The organism is Arthrobacter sp. ERGS1:01, from assembly GCF_001281315.1.
Lineage (GTDB): Bacteria > Actinomycetota > Actinomycetes > Actinomycetales > Micrococcaceae > Specibacter.
Window position 1 is genome coordinate 2,447,140 of record NZ_CP012479.1, and the last position, 21,570, is coordinate 2,468,709.

Genomic DNA, 21,570 nt, shown 5'->3' on the forward strand with positions numbered 1-21,570 from the left:
TGCTAGACGGGGGTCCAAAACTGGACCGGCCGTAGCTGTTAATTGCGTGATGAACGAACAATAATTCAAACAATGCGCCCCGCGGGGTCACTGTGTCAACAAAAATTATTGCTTTTATCCGGGTCCGGAAGCTCTGTAATTCGGGGAATGTGGTTCGTTGTGGAACGCAAGGCCTGGCGCAAAATTCGGGTAAATTGCACAAATGTGTCAATAACGGAGATTGGTCCCTAAAAGGACCTTGGAATGACACCGGTGGTAGTGTGCCGGCCATGACGAATTCGCCGCGCCGCTACGCCATGAACTACAGCTGGGTGTGGGGGCCGGACAACCGGGACCTGGACAAGACGGCCAGTCTCGCCATGACGTTGCGCGATGCCCCGCCCGGACAGTTCGCGCCGTTGCTGCGTGACTGGCTGGGCAGCCTGCAGTCCGACGACGCCACGTCGGGCAACTACTACGAGGGCGGCTACGGCGTCTGGATCCTCGACCGGGACGACCGCGGAGCACGGATCATCTTCACCTCCGGCGGGCAGGACGTAGCGGATTCGCTTGGTTACGGCGTGGAGAAATTCTACGAACAGGTCCTGCAGCCCCTGACCGAGGGGGCCGTGACGTGGACCGAGCTGCCGCTGGAGACGCCCCGGGACACGTCCGGCGGCACTCCCTTGGACCCGCCCCTTGGTTAAGCAGCACGGGCTGCCGGCCGGATGAACCGGCCGGCAGCCCGACGTCGAACGTTCGCTGGAGGTTACTGCTCCTGCATGGGGATGCGGACGCCGCGTTCGGCGGCGACGTCGATGGCGCGCTCGTAGCCGGCGTCGACGTGGCGGATCACGCCCATGCCGGGGTCGTTGGTGAGCAGGCGCTCCAGCTTTTCCGCGGCCAGTGCGGAACCGTCGGCCACGGAGACCTGGCCGGCGTGGATGGAACGGCCGATGCCGACGCCGCCGCCGTGGTGGATGGACACCCAGGTGGCGCCCGATGAGGTGTTCAGCAGGGCGTTCAGCAGCGGCCAGTCGGCAATGGCGTCCGAGCCGTCCTTCATGGCCTCGGTCTCGCGGTACGGGGAGGCCACCGAACCGGAGTCCAGGTGGTCGCGGCCGATCACGATGGGTGCCTTGACCTTGCCGTCGGCCACGAGCTGGTTGAACAGCACCCCGGCCTTGGCACGGTCGCCGTAGCCGAGCCAGCAGATGCGTGCCGGCAGGCCCTCGAATTCAACGTGTTCCTGGGCGGCGTCGAGCCAGCGGTGCAGGTGCGCGTTCTCGGGGAACAGTTCCTTCAATGCCTCGTCGGTGACGCGGATGTCCTCGGGGTCGCCGGAGAGGGCAACCCAGCGGAACGGGCCCAGGCCCTCGCAGAACAGCGGGCGGATGTAGGCCGGCACAAAGCCGGGGAACTCGAAGGCGCGGTTGTAGCCGCCCTTGCGGGCCTCGTCGCGGATCGAGTTGCCGTAGTCGAACACCTCGGCGCCGGCATCCTGGAATTCCACCATGGCCTGCACGTGGCGGGCCATCGCGTTCTGCGACTTCTTGGTGAAGCCCTCGGGATCATTCTCCGCTTCGGCGTGCCACTCCTCGATGGAGTACTCGGAGGGCAGGTAGGAGAGCGGATCGTGGGCGCTGGTCTGGTCCGTGACGATGTCCACCGTGAACTCGCCGGCCTGGTGGCGGCGCAGGATTTCCGGGAACAGTTCGGCGGCATTGCCGACGACGCCGACGCTCAGGGCGCGCTTCTCGGCCTTGGCCGCGAGCACCTTGGCCAGGGCCGCGTCCAGGTCCGTTTCGACCTCGTCCAGATAGCGCTTGCCGGCACGACGGCGCAGGCGTTCCTCACTGACGTCCACGATCAGGCAGGCGCCGCCGTTGAGCGTGACGGCGAGCGGCTGGGCGCCGCCCATGCCGCCGCAGCCGCCGGTCAGGGTCAGGGTGCCGGCCAGGGTGCCGCCGAAGCGCTTCTCGCCAATGGCCGCGAAGGTTTCGAAGGTGCCCTGCAGGATGCCCTGGGTGCCGATGTAAATCCAGGAGCCGGCCGTCATCTGGCCATACATCATCAGGCCCTCGGCCTCGAGCTTGCGGAATTCGGGCCAGGTGGCCCAGTCCCCCACCAGATTGGAGTTGGCGAGCAGCACGCGCGGGGCCCACACGTTGGTGCGGAACACGCCGACGGGCTTGCCGGACTGCACCAGCAGGGTCTCGTCGTCCTCGAGCGTCTTGAGCGTGGCGACGATGGCGTCGTAGGCCTCCCAGGAGCGGGCCGCGCGTCCGGTGCCGCCGTAGACCACCAGGTCCTCGGGGCGTTCGGCCACCTCGGGGTCAAGGTTGTTCATGAGCATGCGCAGCGGCGCCTCGGTCTGCCAGGACTTGGCGGAAAGGTCGGTGCCGCGGGCGGCCCGGATGGTGCGGGAGGGGTCATGCATCGTTGCCATGAAATGTTCCTTAGCTGTGGGTCCGTGATGGCCGGGTCTCCCCGGCAAAACTTCCTATGTACCCATCAAAGCCCCACCCGGCAACCATTCCTAGGGGTTCTCCGCCCGGCCCGTCTGTGATCCAAGACAACCGGCCGGAACGGCTCGCGCCGAACGCCGCGGGGGCCGTTGAGATGATCCGCACATGGCCCACCAGGGGCGGATCACCACAACGGCCCCCGGGACCGCTTTAGACGAACGCGGCGATTCCCGTGATGGCGCGGCCGGCCACCAGGGTGTTGATCTCGTAGGTGCCCTCATAGGTGTAGATGGCCTCGGCGTCACAGAAGATCTTCGCCATCTCGTAATCCACGTGGATGCCGTTGCCGCCCAGGATGGACCGGCCCAGTGCCACTGTTTCGCGCATGCACTTGGTGACGAACGCCTTGGCCAGGGCGGAGTGTTCGTTGCGCGTGGTGCCGTCGTCCTCCATCTGGGCCAGCCGCACCATCATGCCCATGGAGGCCTGGGCGTTGGAGAGCATCGTGACCAGTTGCTCCTGGATGAGCTGGAAGCCGGCAATCGGCTTGCCGAACTGCCGGCGCTCCACCGCATACTTGCGGGCCACGTCGAACGCGGCCATCTGCAGCCCCACGGCCTGCCAGCCCACCGTGGCCCGGGTGGTCTTGAGCACCTTGTTGGTGTCCCGGAAGCTGTTGGCCCCGGCCAGCTTGTAGAAGTGCGGCACGACGACGTCCTTCAGGACAATGTCGGCATTCTGGACCGCGCGCAGGGCGATCCGGTTTTCGATGAGCGTTGCCGTGAACCCGGCCGTGGCGGTGTCCACGAGGAAACCCTTGACCTGGCCGTCCGCGACGTCCTTGGCCCAGACGATGACGTAGTCGGAGAAGGTGGAGTTGCCGATCCACCGTTTTTCGCCGTTGAGGATCCAGTTGTCGCCGTCGCGCACGGCAGTGGTTTGCGTTCCGCCGGCCACATCGGATCCGGCGAGCGGCTCGGTGATGGCGAAGACGCCGGTCTTGCGCAGCGCATAGATGTCCGGCAGCCACGCGGCCTTTTGCTCCTCCGAGGCGAGCAGTTCGATGGAACCGGTGAACAGCCCGTCGTGACCGCTGAAGAACGTGCCGAAGGAGGCGTCCACGCGGTGGATGGCGGCGGTGACCATGCCGGCCAAAAGGTGTGAATGGCCCTGCCGGCGCACGGGGCTGATCATGTCCAGCGCGGCCACCTCGGGAATCAGGTGGACGGGGAATTCGCTGCGGTTCCAGAAGTCGCGGGAAATGGGCCGCACCTTGGCCTCCATCCAGTCGCGGATCTCGTCGAGGCGGGCCAGTTCGTTGGCGGGCAGCAGGCTTTCAAAGAAGAAGAAGTCGCCGTCCACATAGGGCAGCGTGGTGCTTTCACTCATGGGTTTGCTCCTGCGGAATGGTTGGTGGGGTGTCTTCCGAACATAGCCGCCGGCCGCCGTCGTTCATGGGCCGGATCACAGAAAATGCCGGTTCGTCTGTGATCGCAGACGTAATCCGTGACCCGGATCACCGGACCACTGCCATGCATGGTCAGATGAATGAACTAATGGGGCAGCAGAAGCACGCAGATTCCAAGGGAGGAACCTCATGTCAAGGATTCAAACAGTGAAGAAGTCCGGACCGGTGATTGAACGCCGTTCCATCGACTTCGTGCCGCACGGCGAGCGCCACGGCAAGCCGTTTGGCCAGTTCACGCTGTGGTTCGGCGCCAACATGCAGATCACGGCGATCGTCACCGGCGCCCTGGCCGTGATCTTCGGCGCCGACGCCTTCTGGGGCATCATCGGGCTATTCCTGGGCAACCTGCTGGGCGGTAGCGTCATGGCGTTGCATGCCGCGCAGGGTCCCAAGCTTGGCCTGCCGCAGATGATCTCCAGCCGCGCCCAGTTCGGTGTCTTTGGCGCCGTGCTGCCGCTGGTTTTGGTGATCGTGATGTATCTGGGCTTCGCGGCCACCGGCGCAGTGCTGGCCGGCCAGGCCGTGGGGCAGATCATCCCCACGGGCCACCCCGCGGTGGGTGTCATCATCTTCGGCGCCCTGACGGTGCTGGTCGCCACCCTGGGCTACAAGTACATCCATGCCCTGGGCCGCATCTCCACGATCGTGGGCATCCTCGGCTTCACGTACCTTGCCGTCCAGCTGTTCCTCAAGCACGACGTCGGCGCCGTCCTGGGGGTGGGCGGCTTCGCGTTCCCCACGTTCCTGCTGGCTATATCGCTGAGCGCCGGCTGGCAGCTGACCTACGGCCCATACGTGGCCGACTACTCCCGTTACCTGCCGGCCAACACCCCGGCCACCAAGACGTTCCTCTCATGCTTCTCCGGTTCGGTCCTGGGCTCGCAGTGGTCCATGACGCTAGGTGCCCTCTTTGCCGCCATCGCGATGCCGAAGGGGCATGAATTCCTGGACGGCCAGGTGGCGTTCGTGGGCGAGCTTTCCGGCGGCGGCGCCATCGCCGTCCTCATGTACCTGGTGGTCGTGGTGGGCAAGCTGACCGTCAACACGCTCAACGCCTACGGCGGATACATGACCATCCTGACCTCGGTCAGCGCCTTCACCCGCCAGCTGCGGTTCGCTCCCTGGGTGCGCTTTGCCTACGTGATCGGTTTCATCACCATCTCGGTCATCATTGCCATCGCGGCGTCGGCGGACTTCATCTCCAACTTCAAGAACTTCGTGCTGCTCCTGCTCATGGTGTTCATCCCGTGGAGCTCCATCAACCTGGTGGACTTCTGGCTGGTCTCCAAGGAAAAGGTCGACGTCCCGGCACTCTATGACCCCAAGGGCCGTTACGGCGCCTGGAACGTCCCGGCGCTGCTGACGTACGCGCTCGGCGTCATTGTCCAGATCCCGTTCCTGGCCCAGACCATGTACACCGGACCCATCACTCCCCTGCTGGGAGGTGCGGACATTTCCTGGCTCGTGGGCCTGGTGGTCACCGCCGCCGTCTACTACCCCGTGGCCCGGAAGTTCCAGCGCCCCCCTGCCACGATGATCTACCCCGTGGACATCGACGCCCCGGTGGCCGCTTCCGTCGCGACGCCCTCCGCCAGCTCCTAACCCCTCACGAGGAGGAATCCGCATGATGACGCACACCCGACCCGCGCCCCGCCCGCTCGTCGCTTCGCTGCCGGTGTACTCAAAAGCCGGCGGGACAGTTCCGCCCCGGTGGCGGGCGTCGTCAAACGAGTCCTTCCTGCCGCCGTCACCGGCCGTGCTCGCCGCGATCGAGGAAGCCGCATCACACTGCCAGCGGTACCCGTCGCTTCAGGGCGACCCCCTTGTCGCGGCGCTCAGCGCCCAGCTCGGCGTCGCCCCGGAACAGCTTGTGACCGGCGCCGGGTCCCTGGCCGTGCTGCAGCAGCTTTTGACGGCGTTCACAGGGCCGGGCACGGAGGTGGTCTTTGCGTGGCGCAGCTATGAGGCCTATCCCATTCTGGTGCGCCTGGCCGGTGCGCTGGACGTCGCGGTGCCGCTGGCGCCGGGCCACCGCCACGACCTGGACGCCATGGCGGGCGCCATCACGGAGTCCACGGCCGCCGTAATCCTGTGCAGCCCCAACAACCCCACGGGAACAGTGCTGGCGGACGCCGAACTGGACGCCATCCTGGACCGGATCCCGCCCCACATTGTGGTGGTGCTGGACCAGGCTTACCTGGAATTCACGGACGACACCGGTGCCTCCTCCGCGCGAATCGTTGCCCTGCTGGCCAACCACCCCAACCTGGTCATCCTGCGCACCTTTTCCAAGGCCTACGGCCTGGCCGGGCTGCGGGCCGGCTACCTCGTGACGCATCCGGACGTGGCGGCCCACGTCCGTGCCGTGTCGCCGCCGTTTGGCCTGAATGCGGTGGCCGAGGCGGCCGCCGTCGCGGCGCTGGCCGACGACGCCGCCCTGGCCGCCAATGTTGCCACGGTGGTGGAGGGCCGCACGGCCCTGGCCACCGCGCTGGCCGACCGTGGCCTAACCTTGCCGGACAGCGGCGCCAACTTCCTGTGGCTGCCGGTGGGCGATGGTTCGGCATCGCTTGAAATGGCCTGCCTGGCCGAAGGCGTCAGCGTGCGCTGCTTTGCCGGTGAGGGCGTGCGCGTCACCGTAGGATCCCGCGACGCCGAGGCGGCCGTGCTCCGTGCCGTCGATGCCTGGCTCGCCGCCGGCAACGACCGGTAACTGCGCAAAGTCCAACGCAAAAGCCGGGGCCGGCGTTGATCTTGCACACGCGAGATTCCAAGACATTTCGTACTTCTCCTGATGCCATGGCTCGAGTCTGGACTTCACTCGGGTAGTCGAGACTTTCAGGTCCGACCAATCGGTTTGAAATGCGATCAATGGAGCTACTATGTGATGTATGCCTCTTCCGGAAACTGTGTCCAAGATCTTCCTTTATGCTGACAAGTTGATCTGGCGCGACGAAACCATATGGCACTACACAACGGCTTCGGGACTGGATGGAATCCTTAAGAACCATGTAATTTGGGCAAGTTCGGCTGCGTTTATGAACGACAGACAGGAGCTTTCAACTGGGCCGGAATTGCTTGTCAAACTGCTTGATTTCTACAAAAATGAACTCGACCCCCGCATCGTAGAAGACGTTTTGTATCTTGCAAACGCGACAGCGCTAACTAATCGACCCAAAACATTTGTCTCGTGTGCGTGCAACGACCCGGACAGCCTGACAATGTGGAGAAATTATGCAGGATCAGAGGCTGGCTTCGCGATCGGCATCAACGGGTCAATCGGACTAAATATCCGAAAGCAGAGAGCTTTCGATGAAAGCATGATGGACGGTTTTCAGCCACCCAACGCGTATGAAAGCCGCGCTAGTGAGGTGGAGGCGATCGGTGCAGAGAAATTTTCATGGCAACCTGCTCTCTACAACTTGGAAGCACAGGCCGAAGTGGCCCTTCATGCGCTTCGAAGATTCGAGAAGATTGCCACGGAGAGGCTCGACGGTCTAAATCAAAGTGAGGCTGAATTGGACGTGATGTCAGAAACTGCCCAAGCACTTCAGGTATTCAAGCATCCTGCCTTCCGCGACGAAAAAGAACAGCGGATCGTTTGTGGGACATCGCCTCACCTCGATGGTCCGTTCATAAAACACCGCCCCGGAAAATATGGCATCGTCCCATACGTCGAATTGGGGATTCCCGCTCCACGACAGGGAAGCGGTGACCAGGGACTACCAGAAAGAATGAATAAGCTACCGATTGAAGCGATAATTGTAGGTCCTACGCCGTACCCGAAAGAAGCTGAGTCTGGAGTCTTTGACTTGCTTCAAAGATCCGGATATGGCGAACCTCCCATTCGTCATAGCCAAGTTCCATTCCGTCGATGAATGACCTCAGAAGTACCAGGCGCACACACTTTTACAATTCTAAATTCGTGTATCCGTTTTCCCATTCTTGATACTTGCTCGTAACTAAAATTGCCAACGGAATAAAGCTGAGCTTCGGTCCATATTGTGGGTCCACAGAGGAGCCCAGCTTCGAGTGACGCACGGTACCATGCTCTGGCTCAGCGCTCAGGACGCATCCCAATGTTGACCCTGGAGGGCCGCCTCTCCCGGACTGGGCTAGGAGACATCGATGGTCATTGCTATCTAGAAAAGGACGTGGACGAGGCAAAGAGCACGGTTCACGATCTTGCGCACCCCATTGGTAATTATGGTCCGTAGAACTAGTATCTGACTTCAGAGTCTGGGTCTGCAGTCGAGTAGAGCCTTCTCACGATCAAGTTCGATGCTTATCGGAGACTTGCAGAAGCAGACGACGGCCTATTTTGCTGGGGATTAAGAGTGTCCATTCAACGCAATACGACGCTCCCTTCCCAACCACCTGGGGGATGCGGCATGGGGCACGGGGCATGCTCAACATGCCGTTGAGTCTGTGTGGGCAACGAAGCGCAAGTTTCGCAGACCAATGGCACCAACTTGAATTGTTCGATGGTAATGTTCACGCGATTTCAACTTGCGCCTGCGCGCCTTAGGGCCGCTGCTCGACAAGAGAATGCGTCTGCAGCGTAACTTTTCGAACTAGACATCGATCTTTCTCCGTCCAGAATCGCGTCCGAACTAGAGGTTATGCGGCCTGTCACAGCCAAAAGATCCCAAGCACATTTGTGAGTTTCCGGGCAAAATGGAAATCTCGTGCTTGGACACCCAAAGATACTTTTGGTCGGAGCGACCCGACGCTCGTATTCGGCTTTTGCCATCCCAAGAGGCCGTTACGGCCGGGCCAGCACCTTGCCCGGGTTCAGGATGCCGGCCGGGTCAAGGGCGTTCTTGATCGCTGCCATGACCGGCATGGCGGAGGCGTGTTCCTTGGCCAGGGACGCCGTCTTGCCCAGGCCGATCCCGTGCTCACCCGTGGAGGTGCCGCCCATGGACAGCGCCCGGTCCACCAAGCGGCTGTTGATGGCGGCGGCCGCATCCACAGCGTCCTGGTCCCCGGGCGGCAGCACGAAGGCCAGGTGGAAGTTGCCGTCACCCACGTGCCCCACGATGGGTGCCAGCACGCCGTGGGCGTCGGTATCCGCCTTGGTCAGCGTGATGCATTCGGCCAACCGTGAGATGGGCACGCAGACGTCCGTGGACCAGGTGCTGGAACCGGGCACCAACGCCGCGTACGACGGCAGCACGTCGTGGCGGGCTCGCCAGATCCGCCCCATCCGTTCGGGCTCGTCGGCGTAGTCCCAGCCGGTACCGCCATGCCGTTCCACCAGGGCCCGCACTATGTCGCTTTGATCGGCGATGCCGGACGGGGAGCCCTCGAATTCAAAGATCAGGGTCGGCGTGACGGGAAGTCCCAGCCCGCTGTAACTGTTGACCGCGTCCACGGTGACGTCGTCGAGCAGTTCCACCCGGGAGATGGGCACCCCGGCCTCCAGCGTTGCCTGCACCACGGCGGTGCAGTTTTCCAGCGTGGGAAAGGCGCAGATGGCCACGCCGCTGGCCTCTGGGATGCCGTAGACGCGCAAGGTCACCTCGGTCAGGACGCCCAGCGTTCCCTCGGCGCCCACGAAGAGGTGGGTCAGGTCGTAGCCGGCGGCCGACTTGCGCGACCGGCCGCCGGTCTTGATGACGGTGCCGTCGGCCAGCACCACGGTCAGGCCCAGCACGTTCTCCTTCAGGGTTCCGTAGCGGACGGCCGTGGTGCCGCTGGCGCCCGTCGATGCCATGCCGCCCACGCTGGCGTCAACGCCGGGCCCCACGGGGAACGTGAGTCCGTGCCCGGCCAGCGCGGCGTTGAGTGCGCTTTTCATGACGCCGGCCTGGACCGTGGTGTCGAGGTCAGCCGCTCCGATGCGCAGGATCTTGTCCATGCCGGAGAGGTCGAGGCAGACGACGTCGGCCGTGCTGTTGGCGCCGCCCTCCAGTCCGGTGCCCGCCGCGATCGGCACGGCCGGGACGCCGTGGCGTGAACAGATCGCCAGCGCGGCGGAGACGTCCTCGGTGCCGGTGCAGCGCACCACGGCCAGCGGCGGCTCCCAGGGAAGGTGTGACCTGTCGTGGCCGCGTGCCGAACGGACGGCGTCGTCCGTGGTGACCTTCTCCCCTAGGGCCGCCAGCAATTCCTGCAGAGCGGCGTTGGCGGTGGTTGGAAGTGCTGTCATGGCGGGCAACCTCGGTGGCTTGGGTGGCGGCTGGGCCGCTGTGAATGGTTTGAGGGCCACGTTACCCATGGTTCCAGGCCCCGTCTGTGCGTTTTGCAAAGAACCGGGTAAATCTCGGATCCAAGACATGTCTCCGCAATGTTACGGCTGGACGCAGGGGCTTCCGGCAGCCGGAATCGGCCTGGCCCGGTCAGCCGCTGGGCCGCAGGCGCCGGGAGATTTCGGCGGCGCAGCGCTTCACCTCGGGCAGCCACTGTGCGGCAAGGTCGTCGATCTGCACGGTCCGTTCCGGGGCAAGGCCCTCGGCGGCATAACGGGCGGCGGCCGCCGTGGTCAGGGCCGGCCGGTTGGCCACGGTCAGCGTCACGCTGGCCACGGCGTAGCCGCTGCGGTCCAGCACGGCCACGGCCAGGGAGGAAAAGCCGTCGGTGACCTCGTCCTGCTCCCAGGAGTACCCCCGCTCGCGGATCCGCGCCAGCAGCTCGTTCAGTGCCTCCACCGAATGGACGCCGGTCTCGTACCGGGCCGGGAAGGCCTCCGGACCCGGATACAGCGCGGCCAGCTGCGCGGCTGACATGGAGGCCAGCATGGCCCGTCCGCTGGCCGTCAGGTGCGCGGGCAGGCGGACTCCCGCGTCGGTCACCAGCTCGCTTTGGCGTTTGGCCTGCTCCTCGATCACGTAGATCACCTCGCGGCCGTGCATGACGGCCAGGTGGGCGGTGCGTTTGGTGCGGGCCACCAGCTGCGCCAGCGGGAAGCGGGCAATGCGCTGCAATGGGGCCTGGCGCGTGTAGCCGGTGCCCAGTTCGTGGGCCGTGACGCCAAGGGCGTACTTGCGTTCCTCGGGCAGGTGCACCACGAATCCGTCGTCCACGAGGGCCGCCAGCAGGTGGTAGGTGGTGGAGCGGGGCAGGCCCACGTCGCGCGCAATGGCGGCGGCCCCCACCGGGCCGGCCTGGGAAGCCACATAGCGCAGCACCGAGAGCACATTCTTGGCGGCCGGCACCTGCGGCGGCACAATGGGTGAATTCATGTCTCCATGCTATCCCGCGGCCCGTCTGTGATCACAGACGAAATGGCGCATCGCATTCCTCCCGAAGCCTGGTTTCGATGCTCAGATGGGTGGACAGGACACCGCCCGGCCGGGCCCTCCCCGATCGCGAAGGACCGCTACGCACATGACCCCCGAAGCAGCCACCCCCCTCCCCCTTCTTCCTGCCCTGGGACGTCCGGGTTCCCTGGAGGGCCTGCGCGTCCTGGACCTCTCCCGGGTGCTGGCCGGCCCGTTCTGCGCCATGATCCTGGCCGATCTTGGCGCCGAGGTGATCAAGGTCGAAAGCCCCGACGGCGACGACTCCCGCCACTTTGGCCCCTGGTACAACGGCGAGTCCGCGTATTACCGCTTGTTCAACCGCAGCAAGTTCGGCATAACGATGGACCTCAAGGACGACGTCGAACGCGGGCGCCTGCTGGAACTGGTGCGCCGCTCCGACGTCGTGATTGAAAACTTCCGGCCCGGCGTCCTGGAGCGGCTGGGCCTGTCCGTGGAGCGGCTCATGGCGGAGAACCCGCGGCTCGTCATTGTCAGCATCACGGGGTTCGGCCAGGACGGGCCGCTGGCGAAGGCCCCGGCCTACGACCTCATTGCCCAGGCCATGAGCGGGCTGATGTCCATCACGGGCTGGCCCGGCGGGCAGCCCACCCGGGTCGGGATCAGCATCGGCGACGTGATTCCCGGCCTGTACGGCGCCATTGCCGCGCTGGCGGCCGTCAACGAGCGGCACCACACCGGCCGCGGCCAGCACATCGACGTGGCCATGCTGGACAGCCTGGTCTCGGTGCTGGAATCCGTTGGCATGCGGGCCCTGCACGGTGAGGAGCCCGTGGCGTGCGGCAACGACCATGCCATGTCGACGCCGTTCAGCACCTACCTCACCGGCGACGGCGCCATTGCGGTCGCCATTGCCGGGGACAGGCTGTTTCCCCGCCTGACGGAGGCGTTGAACCGCCCGGAGTGGCTGGCCGACGACCGTTTCAGGGAGCAAACCCGGCGCAACGACTTCCCGTCGGAGTTCCGGGCGGCCCTGGAGGAGGCCCTGCAGCCGTTCACCGCCGATGAGGCCATTGAGCTGCTGTCGGCGCACCAGGTGCCCGTGTCGAAGGTGTCCACCGTGAGCCAGGCGCTGCGCAGCGACCATGCCGCGCACCGCGGGGCCGTGGCCACGGAATCGGACGGTTTCCGCACCCTGGCCTCGCCGTTGCGCCTGACCGGTTCCGTGGCGCCCTCCCCCGCTCCGACGTTGGGCCAGCACAATGCCTTGATCGACGGATGGACGGCCGGGCCCGTGCGGACCGGCCGCTAGTTCTCGCCGCCGGCAAGCTGTTAGCCCAGTTTGGCCTGGGTCAGGTAGGCACCCAGCTGGTCCTTGCCCAGGGCCGTGCCGATGGCCGTAATGGCGTCGTAGTCGGGGACGACGATTGACTGGCCGTCGGAGCTGGTGCCGGTGCCAAGGTTGGGCAGGGTAAAGGACACCACGTCGGGCCCGCGGACGTTGTGCAGGCTCAGCGCGAGCGCCCCGACGGTGGCCCCGTCCAGGCCCTTGTCCACGCTGAGGTAGGGGGCGACTTCGTTGACGAGGTTGTTGACCTTGATCGGGTTGGTCATGGTGGCGGGCGTCATGACGGTGCTCATGACGGCCTTGAGGAAGATTTGCTGGTCCCTGACCCGCTGGTAGTCGCCGTCGACAAACGCGTACCGTTCCCGCACGAATGCGAGCGCCTGGTCGCCGTCGAGCTTTTGCGGGCCGGCCTTGAACGTGAGGTCCGCCGTATGGGAGGAGAAGGCGATGGGCACGTCCACCACCACCCCGCCCAGGGAGTCGGTGATGGCCTTGAAGCCGTCAAAATCGGCAATGACCACATGGTCGATCCGGGTCTTGAACAGCCCTTCAAGGGTTTGCACCACCAGCGGCACCCCGCCAAACGCCATGGCCGCATTGATCTTTGCATCCCCGCTGCCCGGAATATCCACCCAGGTGTCGCGCATGATCGACATCAGGTAGATGTGCTTCCGGTCCGCCGGAATGTGCACCCACAACATGGTGTCCGAGCGCTGGTCCGACGGCTTGCCCTCCTCCGCCAGGTCCAGCGCGGCGCCGCGGGTGTCGCTGCCCAGCAGCAGGATGTTCACCGCTTCCGACGGCGCCCCCGCCGTGGGCTTGACGGGCCGGACCGTTTCGTTGGGAAAGGGGTCGACGATCTTTTGCGTCTTGGTGTCATAAGTGTGGGCCAGGTTGGCGACGAATGCGCCACCGCCCAGCAGCGCCACGACAATCACAGCGAGGACGGCCCACAGGACTATGCGCCGGGCTTTTCGCTTCCGGCGGCGCGGCGGCTGGACTGCGGCGTCATCGCTCATGGACGCCATCATGCCACCGCCGTCGCCGATTGTCCCGGGTGTTGTCCACTTTGTAATGACACCGGCACCGCAGGCGGCACCGCGGACGGTACCGGCGGCGCTGCTATCAGTTGCGCCGCCGGGCCGGCCGGGTTTGTCCGGGGCCCGGCAGGTACAGCAGCAGCAGGTAACAGGCCATGGCCAGGGCCCACAGGATCGCCATGATCAGGGAGCTCACGTCGAGGCCGTAGTTGATGAAACTGGCGCCGTTGAAGCCGGCGCCCAGGATGAACAGCGCCGCGACGGCGGTGAGCACCAGGTGCCGCCGGTCGCCCATCCGGGCCGTCTGGACCACCAGGCCGATGCCGACCACCACCAGGGCCAGGCCAAGGCCGGCGTGGAGCGCAAGCCAGGGTCCGCCGTCGGACAGCGCCCAGCCGATTCCCGCCGCGACGCCGCCAAAGTACTCGCCGGCCTTGGCGCCCGGATGCTGGTCCGGGATGGTCACGAAGAGGTTGTCCACCATGCCAAGCAGGTATTGGGCCAGCAGGGCGGCGGCGGCCACGAACTCGCCCCGGCGTACGCCCCGGGCCAGGGCTGTGCTGGCGGCGGGCAGGGATGCCGGTGCTCCGGAGTCGCTCATGAGCCCCAGTATGCTCCCCGTGCCCGGGCTGCGGCCATGGCCCGGGAGGATTTCTCAGCTCCGTGGCCGTTCACTGGCCGGGACGGTCCTCCCAGCAAGACCGGCTAGGCTTGAAGCATGCGTTTGAATTTCATTTCCTGGCGAATCGCCGTGCCCTGTGCGGCGTCAGCCCTGTTGGTTTTGACCGGTTGTGCCCCGTCGGTGGATATTACGGCGGCCAGGGATTCCAACAGCCCGGCGTGCGCACCCATGATGGTGGCGCTGCCCGACTCCCTCGCCGACGCGCAGCGCCGCACCACCACGAGTCAGGCCACCGCGGCCTGGGGTGATCCTTCACTGGTGATCCTGCGCTGCGGCGTGCAGGCGCCGGGCCCGACGACGGACAGGTGCGTGGGCGTGAACGGCGTGGATTGGGTCATCAAGGAGGGCAACCCGAACTGGACGCTGACCACCTATGGCCGCGTTCCCGCGACCGAAGTGGTCATCGACCCAAACAAGATTCCCTCCAGCACCGTACTGGCCGAGCTGTCCAATGCCGCGTCCAAGGTTCCGGCCACCCGCTCCTGCGTGGGCCCCGGCGACGAGAACCTGCCCACCGGACAGTAGCACCGCCGCTCCACTTCTGCGGATTCTTCGCACACATGCGCCTTGCCGGCTTATGGGCGGTTTATATCCGCCCTATTAGCCGGGAAAGCGCCGAGGAGCTGGAAATGCGCACCATTGCGCGCCCGGCTCAGCGCACGCCGAGCTTCCACAGCGAGGTAATTTCCCGTGACCGGGCGTCAAAGAACGGATCGTCGCGGTCCATGGACCGCGGGTGCCGGGCCGGGGTGTCCAGCTTCTCCAACACGGCCAGGCCGGCGGCTTCGATCCAGTCCAGGAGTTCCTCGCGGGACCGCAAGCCAAGGTGCTCGGCCAGGTCGGAGATGATCAGCCAGCCCTCCCCGCCGGGTTCCAGATGATCGGCCAGCCCGGCCAGGAACGCCTTGAGCATGCGGCTCTTGGGATCATAGACTGCGTTGTCGAGCAGTGTGTGCGGGGTTCCCGGCAGCCACGGCGGGTTGCACACAATCAAGAGCGCGTGTCCGGCCGGGAACATGTTGGTCAGCGTCGCTTCCACGACGGTTCCCAGACCCAGCGCGGCAAGATTTTCCTCCGCGCAGGCAATGGCCCGGGGCTCGCTGTCCGTGGCCAGGACCCTTTTCACGCCGCGCCGGGCAAGAATGGCCGCCAGCACACCGGTGCCCGTGCCGATGTCGAAGGCCAGCTCGGCGGAGGGCAACGCCGCCTGCGCCACGAGGTCCAGGTATTCGCTGCGGATCGGCGCAAAGGTGCCGTAATGCGGATAGATCTTGGCATCCAACACGTCCACGTAGAGGCCGTTCTTGCGCCACTCATACGCACCAATGGCGCCCAGGACATCCTGCAGGGGAGCTACGGTCGGAGTGTCAACCGGCCCGTCCGCCGCGAGCCACGCCTGCGATACATCCGGCGCACGCCGTAGAGCGACGGCGGGCCCACTTCCCAGCGGGACCAGCAGCTGGCCGAGGATCCTGGCCCGTTGCGAGCGGGCCTGCCGGTAGCGGTAGAACGCGTCGGCGACGTTTTCGCCGTCGCGCTTCTTGCCGGCGGGGGTGCGCCGGGCCATGGCCGAGAGCAACTGGCGGGCATTGTGGTAATCGCCCTGCCACAGCATGGCCTGGCCCTGGGCGGCGAGCCGGTAGGCGTCGTCGGCCGTGAGTGAATCATCCACCGGCACCACGTTCCTGGGCGCCCGCGCACCATTGGCCGAACGCCACAGCGCACTGTGATCGGCGCCGTCCTGCGTCCAGGTGATGGTTGCAGCGGCGTCCGGGCCGGGCGTTGGGTCGATGCTCATGCTGCGGAAGGCTCCTGGCGTTGGGGTGGGGGTGTTCGTGGCAAGCCTAACCACCGCGGGCAAGCCTAACCACCGCTCAAGTTTAGCCGTGGATCATCCATACGGTAGCGCGGCCCGGCGGCATAGTGCTGTATCGCACTATGCCGCCGGGCCGCGCTTTGGGCCTGCGTGGCTAGGCGCGTCGACGCATGCGCATGCGCATCGCCAGTCCCGCCAGCAGGGCCAGTGCAGCCAAAACGGCAATGCCGAGCAAACCGCCAGCGACACCTGTCTGTGCCAGCTGGCCGGCTGCCGCCGCGTCCTGGTTGAGTGCCGGCTTGGCAGAGGTGCCGGCCGAGGAATCGGCCGACGGCGCCTTGGTCACAGCCGCGGCGGTTGCCGCCGAGGAAGGCGCGGGTGATGCCGGCGCAGCCGTGGCGGGGGCTGACGGAGCGGGAGTTGCCACCGCAAGCGCGGCGACGCCCACGTTTTGCGTGCGGCTCGAGTTGCCGGCAACGTCCATGGCGCGGAACTGCACAGCCAGGGCCTTGTCCCCTGCCTTTACGGCAGCGGTGTACGGCTGCCAGCTCTTGCCGGCGTCAAGCGTGTACTCGATGCTGCGCAGCCCGGAGCCGGCGTCGGAGGCGGTGGCCGCCACGGTTCGGCCGGTCACCGCTGCGGAGACCTTGGGTGCCGTGGTGTCGACCTTGAGGGTTCCGAGGGTCTTGGTCTCCTCGGCGACACCGCCGCCGTTGACGGAACGGTAGTTGAAGACGGTGACACCCTCGGGGACCGTGACCGGTGCCGTGTAGCGCAACCATTCGGCGCCGTTGAGCTGGTATTCGGTGCGCAGGGCGGAGTCCGCGACTGCCGCCTTGGCAATGGCCGGTGCGGTGCCCAGTGTGACGGCGGGTGCCTTCGTGTACCAACCGGCTGCGTTCGGGGCGGGCACGGTGGCGGTGGTGACCGGAACGGTCCAGGCCTCCTGGGTCACGGCCACCTGGTCAACGGTCCAGAACGCACTGTTGGTGCCGGTGTACTTGAAACGGATCTGCGCGGTCTTCGCGCCGGCCGGCACATCGAGGGCGAGCTTCTCCACCTTGTTGGTGTTCAGCTTGTACGCCTTCACGAGCACGGGCTCGGCGCCGTCGTAGCTGACAAACACCTCACCGGACTGCGGGCCGTCGATGACGTAGTTGCTGGCGAAGCTCAAGGTTGCCGCGGTCTGACCGTTCAGCGGATAGGCCGGGCTGACGAGAGTGGAGTCGAACTTGCCCGGCGCGTGCGCCAGATCGTCCCATTCGTCGGAGTCGGCGACGGCGAATACGTTGCGGTTGCGCACGCTGGTCTCGCGGCCCTGGTTCCTGTCCACGTTGGTCCAGAATTCGTCGGTGGCGAAGGACCAGCCGGCCCATTCGGTCACTCCGCCGGCGGGCATGGCCGAGTTGTCGATGCTCCAGCCCTCGGGCGCCGTGTGCGTCCAGCCGCTCACGTCGGCGGCCACGGCTGTCTCGTCCGCGCGGGTCTTCAGCTGGCCGCGCAGGGTGTCGAAGGCGTCGGGGACGATTTCGTCGATGGGTGCGCCGTCGAGGTTCCAGGCGGGGTCAATGGCCACGCCTTCGTGCTTGAGCACGGTCGGGGCGATGTCCACGATCTTGACGTCGTTGCGGGTGGAGCCGGCGGGAAGCCCGGCGCCCTGGGCGATCACGAAGGTTTGGCGTTCCAGCGGGGTGTTGCCCCCGTGACCGCCCGTGGGGGTGTGCCCGTGGTCGGCGGTCAGCATGATCAGCCAGTCCTCGGCGGCGAAGCTGGGGCGGGCCTTGACGGCGTTGAGAATCTCTCCCACGTAGGCGTCGGTGGTCTTGAGCTGGTCCCGGTACTGGGTGCTGGCGCTGCCGTAGCTGTGCCCGGCACCGTCGATGTCGTCGAGGTGGACGAACGTGCTGTCGGGGTTGCCCTTCTTCAAGTAGTCGGCGGCCTTGGCCGTGGTGTTCTCATCGGAGCCGCCGGAAATGGCGAGGTCCGTGCCGGCGGCAAAGACGATTTCCGGGATGGGCGCCCACGTTCCCACCACCAGCGTGGACGTGGCGGGGTCGGCCTGCTCCAGCCGGTTTTGGTAGTCGGTGTACTGCTCCAGGTTGTTGCCCCCAAAGCCGTTGTCGACCACACGGTGCTTGTCGGGCCAGACGCCCGTGGCGATGCTTGACCAGCCGGCGCCGGACACCGTGGGGGCCATGGGGTTCGCATACAGGTTGCTGGTGGCGCTCATTCCCCCGGCGCGCACCGAGGCGATATTGGGCAGTTCGGTCCCGGCCATGACGCTGAATGCGGCACCGTCGAGGCCGATGACGAGTGATTTTTGGGTTTTGTGTCCGGCCGGCAGGCCCTCATAAGTGGTGTCGCCCTGGGCCGAGGCCCCGGGGATGAGAGCCAATGCCGACACTGCCAAGGCAGTAGTCATAACAAGTGGCCGGATAACGCGAAGTGATGAACGCATGATCTCTTTCCGTCTCTTGTGCCCCTGATGGCACACAAAAGACGGTACAAAAAGAAGGCCACGCGACAGTTTCAGCCGGGTGAGCGCAAAGTGAACACTTGTTGTCTATACAACCCTTAGCGCAGGCCGGTCTTCCGGTTCAGCGCCAGCTGCAGGAGTTCGTCAATCAGCTCCGGGTAGGAAAGCCCCGAGGCGGCCCACATTTGCGGGTACATGGAGCTCGGCGTGAACCCGGGCATCGTGTTGATCTCGTTGATGACCAGTTCGCCGTCGGCCGTGTAGAAGAAGTCCACCCGGGACAGGCCCTCGGCGCCCACGGCGTCGAAGGCCGCGGCGGCCTGCGCCTGGATGCGGGCGATGTCGGCCTCCGGCATGTCCGCCGGGCAGCTGAGGTTCACGGCGTCGCCCTGGACGTACTTGGCGGCGAAGTCGTAGAACGCGTGGTGGTCGCCGTCGACCATGGCGATCTCGCCCGGCAGGGAGACTCGCGGGGCGTCGCTCCCCCGGCCCTCCAGCACGGCAATTTCAATTTCCCTGCCCACGATGCCGGCCTCGATGACCAGCTTCAGGTCGTGTTCGCGGGCCTCGGCGATCGCGGCATCCAAACCGTCAAGGGAGTCCACCTTGGAAATGCCCATGGAGGAACCTGCGCGGGCGGGCTTGACGAACACGGGGAAGCCCAGGGCGGCCACGCGCTCGCGCACCGCCGACGGGTTGACGGTCCATTCGCGGTCGGTGACGGCGACGTACGGGCCCACGGTGAGTCCGGCGGCCTCGAAGACCACCTTCATGAAGTGCTTGTCCATGCCGATGGCCGAGGCCAGCACGCCGGCGCCCACGTAGCGGGTGTCGGAGAGCTCCAGCAGCCCCTGGATGGTGCCGTCCTCACCCCACGGGCCGTGCAGCAACGGGAACACCACGTCCACGGCACCGAGCTGCTCGGGCACCTTGGCCGGCTCGCTCACCACCAGTTGCTGGTCCGCGCCCAGCTGGGCCAGGGAAACCGTCCGCTCGCCCGAGGCAACCTCGGGCAGGGATTCGCCGGTCAGCGACCAGCCCGCCAGTTCATCCCCGGCCAAAACCCACTGGCCGTTCTTGGCGATGCCGATGGGGACGACGTCGTACTTGGTCCGGTCGATGGCACCCAGCACGCCGGCCGCCGTGACACAGCTGACGGCGTGCTCGCTGGAGCGCCCGCCAAAAAGGATGGCGACCCGGACGCGTCCGGGCACAGGGGTGGCGGTGGATTCAGTAGTCACGCGTTATTCGCCTTCGGATTTCAGTTCGCGGGCCAGCAGGAGCGGCCCCAGATCATCGACAGTCAGTTTACCTTCGAGCACACCGACCACTGCATTGGTGATGGGCATCTCGACACCCATCTTGCGGGCGAGATCGGACACGGCGCGGCCGGACTTGATGCCCTCGGCCGTCTGCGTCATCCGGTTGTTGACCTCTTCCAGCGTCAGCCCCTCGCCCAGCATGCGCCCGGCCGTGTGGTTGCGGCTCAACGACGACGAGCACGTGGCCACGAGGTCGCCCAGGCCGGCCAGCCCTGCGAGCGTGTCGGCCCTGCCGCCCAGCGCCAGCGCCAGCCGGGTGGTTTCGGCCAGGCCGCGGGTGATGACCGACGCCTTCGTGTTGTCGCCCACCTTCTGGCCCTCGCAAATGCCCACGCACAGCGCAATCACGTTCTTGACGATGCCGCCGATTTCCACACCCACCACGTCGTTGTTCGTGTAGGGGCGGAAATACGGCGGCGTGCAGACCTTGGCCACCCATTTGGCGGTGTTTTCATCCGCGCAGGCCACCACCGAGGCGGTCGGTTCCTGCCGGGCGATCTCCATGGCCAGGTTGGGTCCGGAGACCACCACCACCCGGTCCGGGGCCAGGCCCAGCTCCTCGGCGATGACCTCGGACATGCGGGCGTCGGTGCCCAGTTCCAGCCCCTTCATCAGGCTGACGACGACGGCGTCCGCGGCCAGGTGCCCGGCCCACGCGCGCAGCTGCTCCCGCAAGGTCTGCGCGGGGACGGCCAGGACGACCAACTGAGCCTCGGCCAGCACCTCGGCGACGTCCGTGGATGCGCTGATGTTGGCGGGCAGCTCCGTGGTGGAGAGGTAGCGCGGGTTGCGGTGGTGGAGGTTGATCTGGTCCACCACCTCGGCCCGGCGGCCCCACAGCACGATCCTGCGATCGGTGCCCTTGGCGGCGTCGCCGAGGATCTTCGCAAAGGTGGTGCCCCAGCTGCCGGCGCCCAGGACGGCGATCTTCTCCGGCGCCTTCCCATCGAGATAGCTCACTGAACGTCCCCTGTTTCCGTTGTGCCGTCGTCGTGCTTCCCGGTCTTGTTCTCCGACGCCCCGCGCTCCACGAAACGGCCGTGGCTTGCCTGGTTGTGTTTTGACGGGTCCCAGCGCTGCGCGGGGGCCTTCTCGCCGCGGAGCGTCTCCAGCATGGCGGTGATGTCCGCCATGATGACCTCGGTCATCGCCTCAAGCGTGGCTTTATCACCGGTTTTGCCCATGAATTCGCTCAGGTCAACGGGATCGCCCACCACCACGCGGGCGGTCTTGCGGGGGAAGATCTTGAAGCTCTTGGCATACCGGGGGAACACTTCCTGGGCGCCCCAATGCGCCACCGGAATGACCTTGGCGCCGGTGCTCAGCGCGAGCCGGGCAGCACCCGTGCGCCCCTTCATGGGCCACAGCTCGGGATCACGGGTCAGCGTGCCTTCGGGGTAGACCACCACGGCGCCGCCGCCGTCGAGCACCCGCTTGGCCACCGTCAGGGACTGGCCCGCGCCGGCGCCGCTGCGCTCCACCGGGATCTGGTGCGCGCCACGCAACACTGCGCCCAGGACGGGGGTGCGGAACAGCCCGTCCTTGGCCAGGAAGTGCGGCATGATGTTTTGGTTGTACAGCATGTGCCCCACCACGATCGGATCGATCTCGGTGCAGTGGTTGGGCACCACGATGAAGCCCTCGCCCACGGGCAGCTTCTCCAGGCCGTGCCATTCCTTGCCGGTCAGCACGTTCATGGCGGAGCGGGCCACACCGGCCAGGACGGCGAAGAAGAGGCGCGTGCCCAGCGACATGCCCTTGGGCTT

At 65.9% G+C, this 21,570-nt stretch carries 17 protein-coding genes; 6 read left to right on the forward strand and 11 right to left on the reverse strand.

The genetic code is table 11. The annotated features are described in order from the left end of the window. Positions 1-269 precede the first annotated feature (269 nt). Positions 270-686: a hypothetical protein gene (locus AL755_RS15040; RefSeq protein WP_054011700.1), complete on the forward strand. Its 417-nt coding sequence runs from the start codon at positions 270-272 to the stop codon at positions 684-686. A 62-nt stretch (positions 687-748) separates the two neighbouring features. Here the strand turns inward: AL755_RS15040 and hutU are convergent, their stop codons facing one another. Together hutU and AL755_RS15050 are read right to left on the reverse strand one after the other, a co-directional pair. Continuing rightward, the gene (gene hutU / locus AL755_RS15045) at positions 749-2,428 is read right to left on the reverse strand and encodes a urocanate hydratase (protein ID WP_054011701.1); all 1,680 of its coding nucleotides are present in this window, start codon (positions 2,426-2,428) and stop codon (positions 749-751) included. Between the two features lie 229 nt (positions 2,429-2,657). After that, positions 2,658-3,836 (reverse strand): acyl-CoA dehydrogenase family protein, encoded by a 1,179-nt coding sequence (locus AL755_RS15050; RefSeq protein ID WP_054011702.1) that lies wholly within the window; start codon positions 3,834-3,836, stop codon positions 2,658-2,660. Between the two features lie 226 nt (positions 3,837-4,062). On the opposite strand from AL755_RS15050, the gene AL755_RS15055 reads away from it, so the two are divergent. From AL755_RS15055 to AL755_RS22510, 3 genes are all read left to right on the forward strand, one after another. Beyond that, a complete protein-coding gene (locus tag AL755_RS15055; protein ID WP_237762495.1) occupies positions 4,063-5,517 on the forward strand; it encodes a purine-cytosine permease family protein in 1,455 nt (484 codons plus the stop codon). 22 nt (positions 5,518-5,539) lie between these two features. Next, complete coding sequence (locus tag AL755_RS15060) at positions 5,540-6,628, forward strand: histidinol-phosphate transaminase (protein WP_202813521.1); 1,089 nt, start codon at positions 5,540-5,542, stop codon at positions 6,626-6,628. A gap of 196 nt (positions 6,629-6,824) precedes the next feature. Then, a complete protein-coding gene (locus AL755_RS22510) occupies positions 6,825-7,793 on the forward strand; it encodes a DUF2971 domain-containing protein (RefSeq protein WP_160318916.1) in 969 nt (322 codons plus the stop codon). 887 nt (positions 7,794-8,680) lie between these two features. Here AL755_RS22510 and AL755_RS15065 read toward each other — a convergent pair. Both AL755_RS15065 and AL755_RS15070 read right to left on the reverse strand, forming a co-directional pair. Continuing rightward, positions 8,681-10,069 (reverse strand): FAD-binding oxidoreductase, encoded by a 1,389-nt coding sequence (locus AL755_RS15065; protein ID WP_054011704.1) that lies wholly within the window; start codon positions 10,067-10,069, stop codon positions 8,681-8,683. Between the two features lie 190 nt (positions 10,070-10,259). Beyond that, positions 10,260-11,102, reverse strand: coding sequence for an IclR family transcriptional regulator (locus AL755_RS15070; RefSeq protein ID WP_082369338.1), 843 nt, complete (start codon positions 11,100-11,102; stop codon positions 10,260-10,262). A gap of 145 nt (positions 11,103-11,247) precedes the next feature. On the opposite strand from AL755_RS15070, the gene AL755_RS15075 reads away from it, so the two are divergent. Then, complete coding sequence (locus AL755_RS15075) at positions 11,248-12,432, forward strand: CaiB/BaiF CoA transferase family protein (RefSeq protein WP_054011705.1); 1,185 nt, start codon at positions 11,248-11,250, stop codon at positions 12,430-12,432. A gap of 20 nt (positions 12,433-12,452) precedes the next feature. On the opposite strand, the gene AL755_RS15080 is transcribed toward AL755_RS15075, so the two are convergent. Together AL755_RS15080 and AL755_RS15085 are read right to left on the reverse strand one after the other, a co-directional pair. After that, positions 12,453-13,487, reverse strand: coding sequence for an LCP family protein (locus AL755_RS15080; RefSeq protein ID WP_107503865.1), 1,035 nt, complete (start codon positions 13,485-13,487; stop codon positions 12,453-12,455). Positions 13,488-13,593: 106 nt separating this feature from the next. Beyond that, positions 13,594-14,109, reverse strand: a complete 516-nt coding sequence (locus tag AL755_RS15085) for a hypothetical protein (RefSeq protein WP_054011706.1) — start codon at positions 14,107-14,109, stop codon at positions 13,594-13,596. A 117-nt stretch (positions 14,110-14,226) separates the two neighbouring features. Here AL755_RS15085 and AL755_RS15090 point away from each other — a divergent pair, with 117 nt between their 5' ends. Further along, positions 14,227-14,715, forward strand: a complete 489-nt coding sequence (locus AL755_RS15090) for a DUF3515 domain-containing protein (protein ID WP_054011707.1) — start codon at positions 14,227-14,229, stop codon at positions 14,713-14,715. A gap of 127 nt (positions 14,716-14,842) precedes the next feature. Here AL755_RS15090 and AL755_RS15095 read toward each other — a convergent pair whose 3' ends face one another. From AL755_RS15095 to AL755_RS15115, 5 genes are all read right to left on the reverse strand, one after another. Next, positions 14,843-15,988, reverse strand: coding sequence for a methyltransferase (locus AL755_RS15095; protein ID WP_054011708.1), 1,146 nt, complete (start codon positions 15,986-15,988; stop codon positions 14,843-14,845). Positions 15,989-16,160: 172 nt separating this feature from the next. Beyond that, the gene (locus AL755_RS15100) at positions 16,161-18,428 is read right to left on the reverse strand and encodes an alkaline phosphatase family protein (protein WP_237762496.1); all 2,268 of its coding nucleotides are present in this window, start codon (positions 18,426-18,428) and stop codon (positions 16,161-16,163) included. Positions 18,429-18,580: 152 nt separating this feature from the next. Next, positions 18,581-19,723, reverse strand: coding sequence for a D-alanine--D-alanine ligase family protein (locus AL755_RS15105; protein WP_054011709.1), 1,143 nt, complete (start codon positions 19,721-19,723; stop codon positions 18,581-18,583). A 3-nt stretch (positions 19,724-19,726) separates the two neighbouring features. Beyond that, on the reverse strand, positions 19,727-20,764 hold the full coding sequence (locus AL755_RS15110; RefSeq protein WP_054011710.1) for an NAD(P)H-dependent glycerol-3-phosphate dehydrogenase: 1,038 nt from the start codon (positions 20,762-20,764) through the stop codon (positions 19,727-19,729). After that, positions 20,761-21,558, reverse strand: coding sequence for a lysophospholipid acyltransferase family protein (locus AL755_RS15115; protein WP_054013100.1), 798 nt, complete (start codon positions 21,556-21,558; stop codon positions 20,761-20,763). Before AL755_RS15115 ends, AL755_RS15110 begins: the two co-directional genes overlap by 4 nt. Between the last annotated feature and the right edge of the window lie 12 nt (positions 21,559-21,570).

Excerpts from the sequence above, each read along its gene's own strand:
- AL755_RS15085 (WP_054011706.1), bottom strand. The coding sequence starts at position 14,109 with ATGAGCGACTCCGGAGCACCGGCATCCCTGCCCGCCGCCAGCACAGCC.
- AL755_RS15060 (WP_202813521.1), top strand. The coding sequence starts at position 5,540 with ATGATGACGCACACCCGACCCGCGCCCCGCCCGCTCGTCGCTTCGCTG.
- hutU (WP_054011701.1), bottom strand. The coding sequence starts at position 2,428 with ATGGCAACGATGCATGACCCCTCCCGCACCATCCGGGCCGCCCGCGGC.
- AL755_RS15050 (WP_054011702.1), bottom strand. The coding sequence starts at position 3,836 with ATGAGTGAAAGCACCACGCTGCCCTATGTGGACGGCGACTTCTTCTTC.
- AL755_RS15080 (WP_107503865.1), bottom strand. The coding sequence starts at position 13,487 with ATGAGCGATGACGCCGCAGTCCAGCCGCCGCGCCGCCGGAAGCGAAAA.
- AL755_RS15090 (WP_054011707.1), top strand. The coding sequence starts at position 14,227 with ATGCGTTTGAATTTCATTTCCTGGCGAATCGCCGTGCCCTGTGCGGCG.
- AL755_RS15070 (WP_082369338.1), bottom strand. The coding sequence starts at position 11,102 with ATGAATTCACCCATTGTGCCGCCGCAGGTGCCGGCCGCCAAGAATGTG.
- AL755_RS15100 (WP_237762496.1), bottom strand. The coding sequence starts at position 18,428 with ATGACTACTGCCTTGGCAGTGTCGGCATTGGCTCTCATCCCCGGGGCC.
- AL755_RS15095 (WP_054011708.1), bottom strand. The coding sequence starts at position 15,988 with ATGAGCATCGACCCAACGCCCGGCCCGGACGCCGCTGCAACCATCACC.
- AL755_RS15075 (WP_054011705.1), top strand. The coding sequence starts at position 11,248 with ATGACCCCCGAAGCAGCCACCCCCCTCCCCCTTCTTCCTGCCCTGGGA.
- AL755_RS15065 (WP_054011704.1), bottom strand. The coding sequence starts at position 10,069 with ATGACAGCACTTCCAACCACCGCCAACGCCGCTCTGCAGGAATTGCTG.
- AL755_RS15040 (WP_054011700.1), top strand. The coding sequence starts at position 270 with ATGACGAATTCGCCGCGCCGCTACGCCATGAACTACAGCTGGGTGTGG.
- AL755_RS15115 (WP_054013100.1), bottom strand. The coding sequence starts at position 21,558 with ATGTCGCTGGGCACGCGCCTCTTCTTCGCCGTCCTGGCCGGTGTGGCC.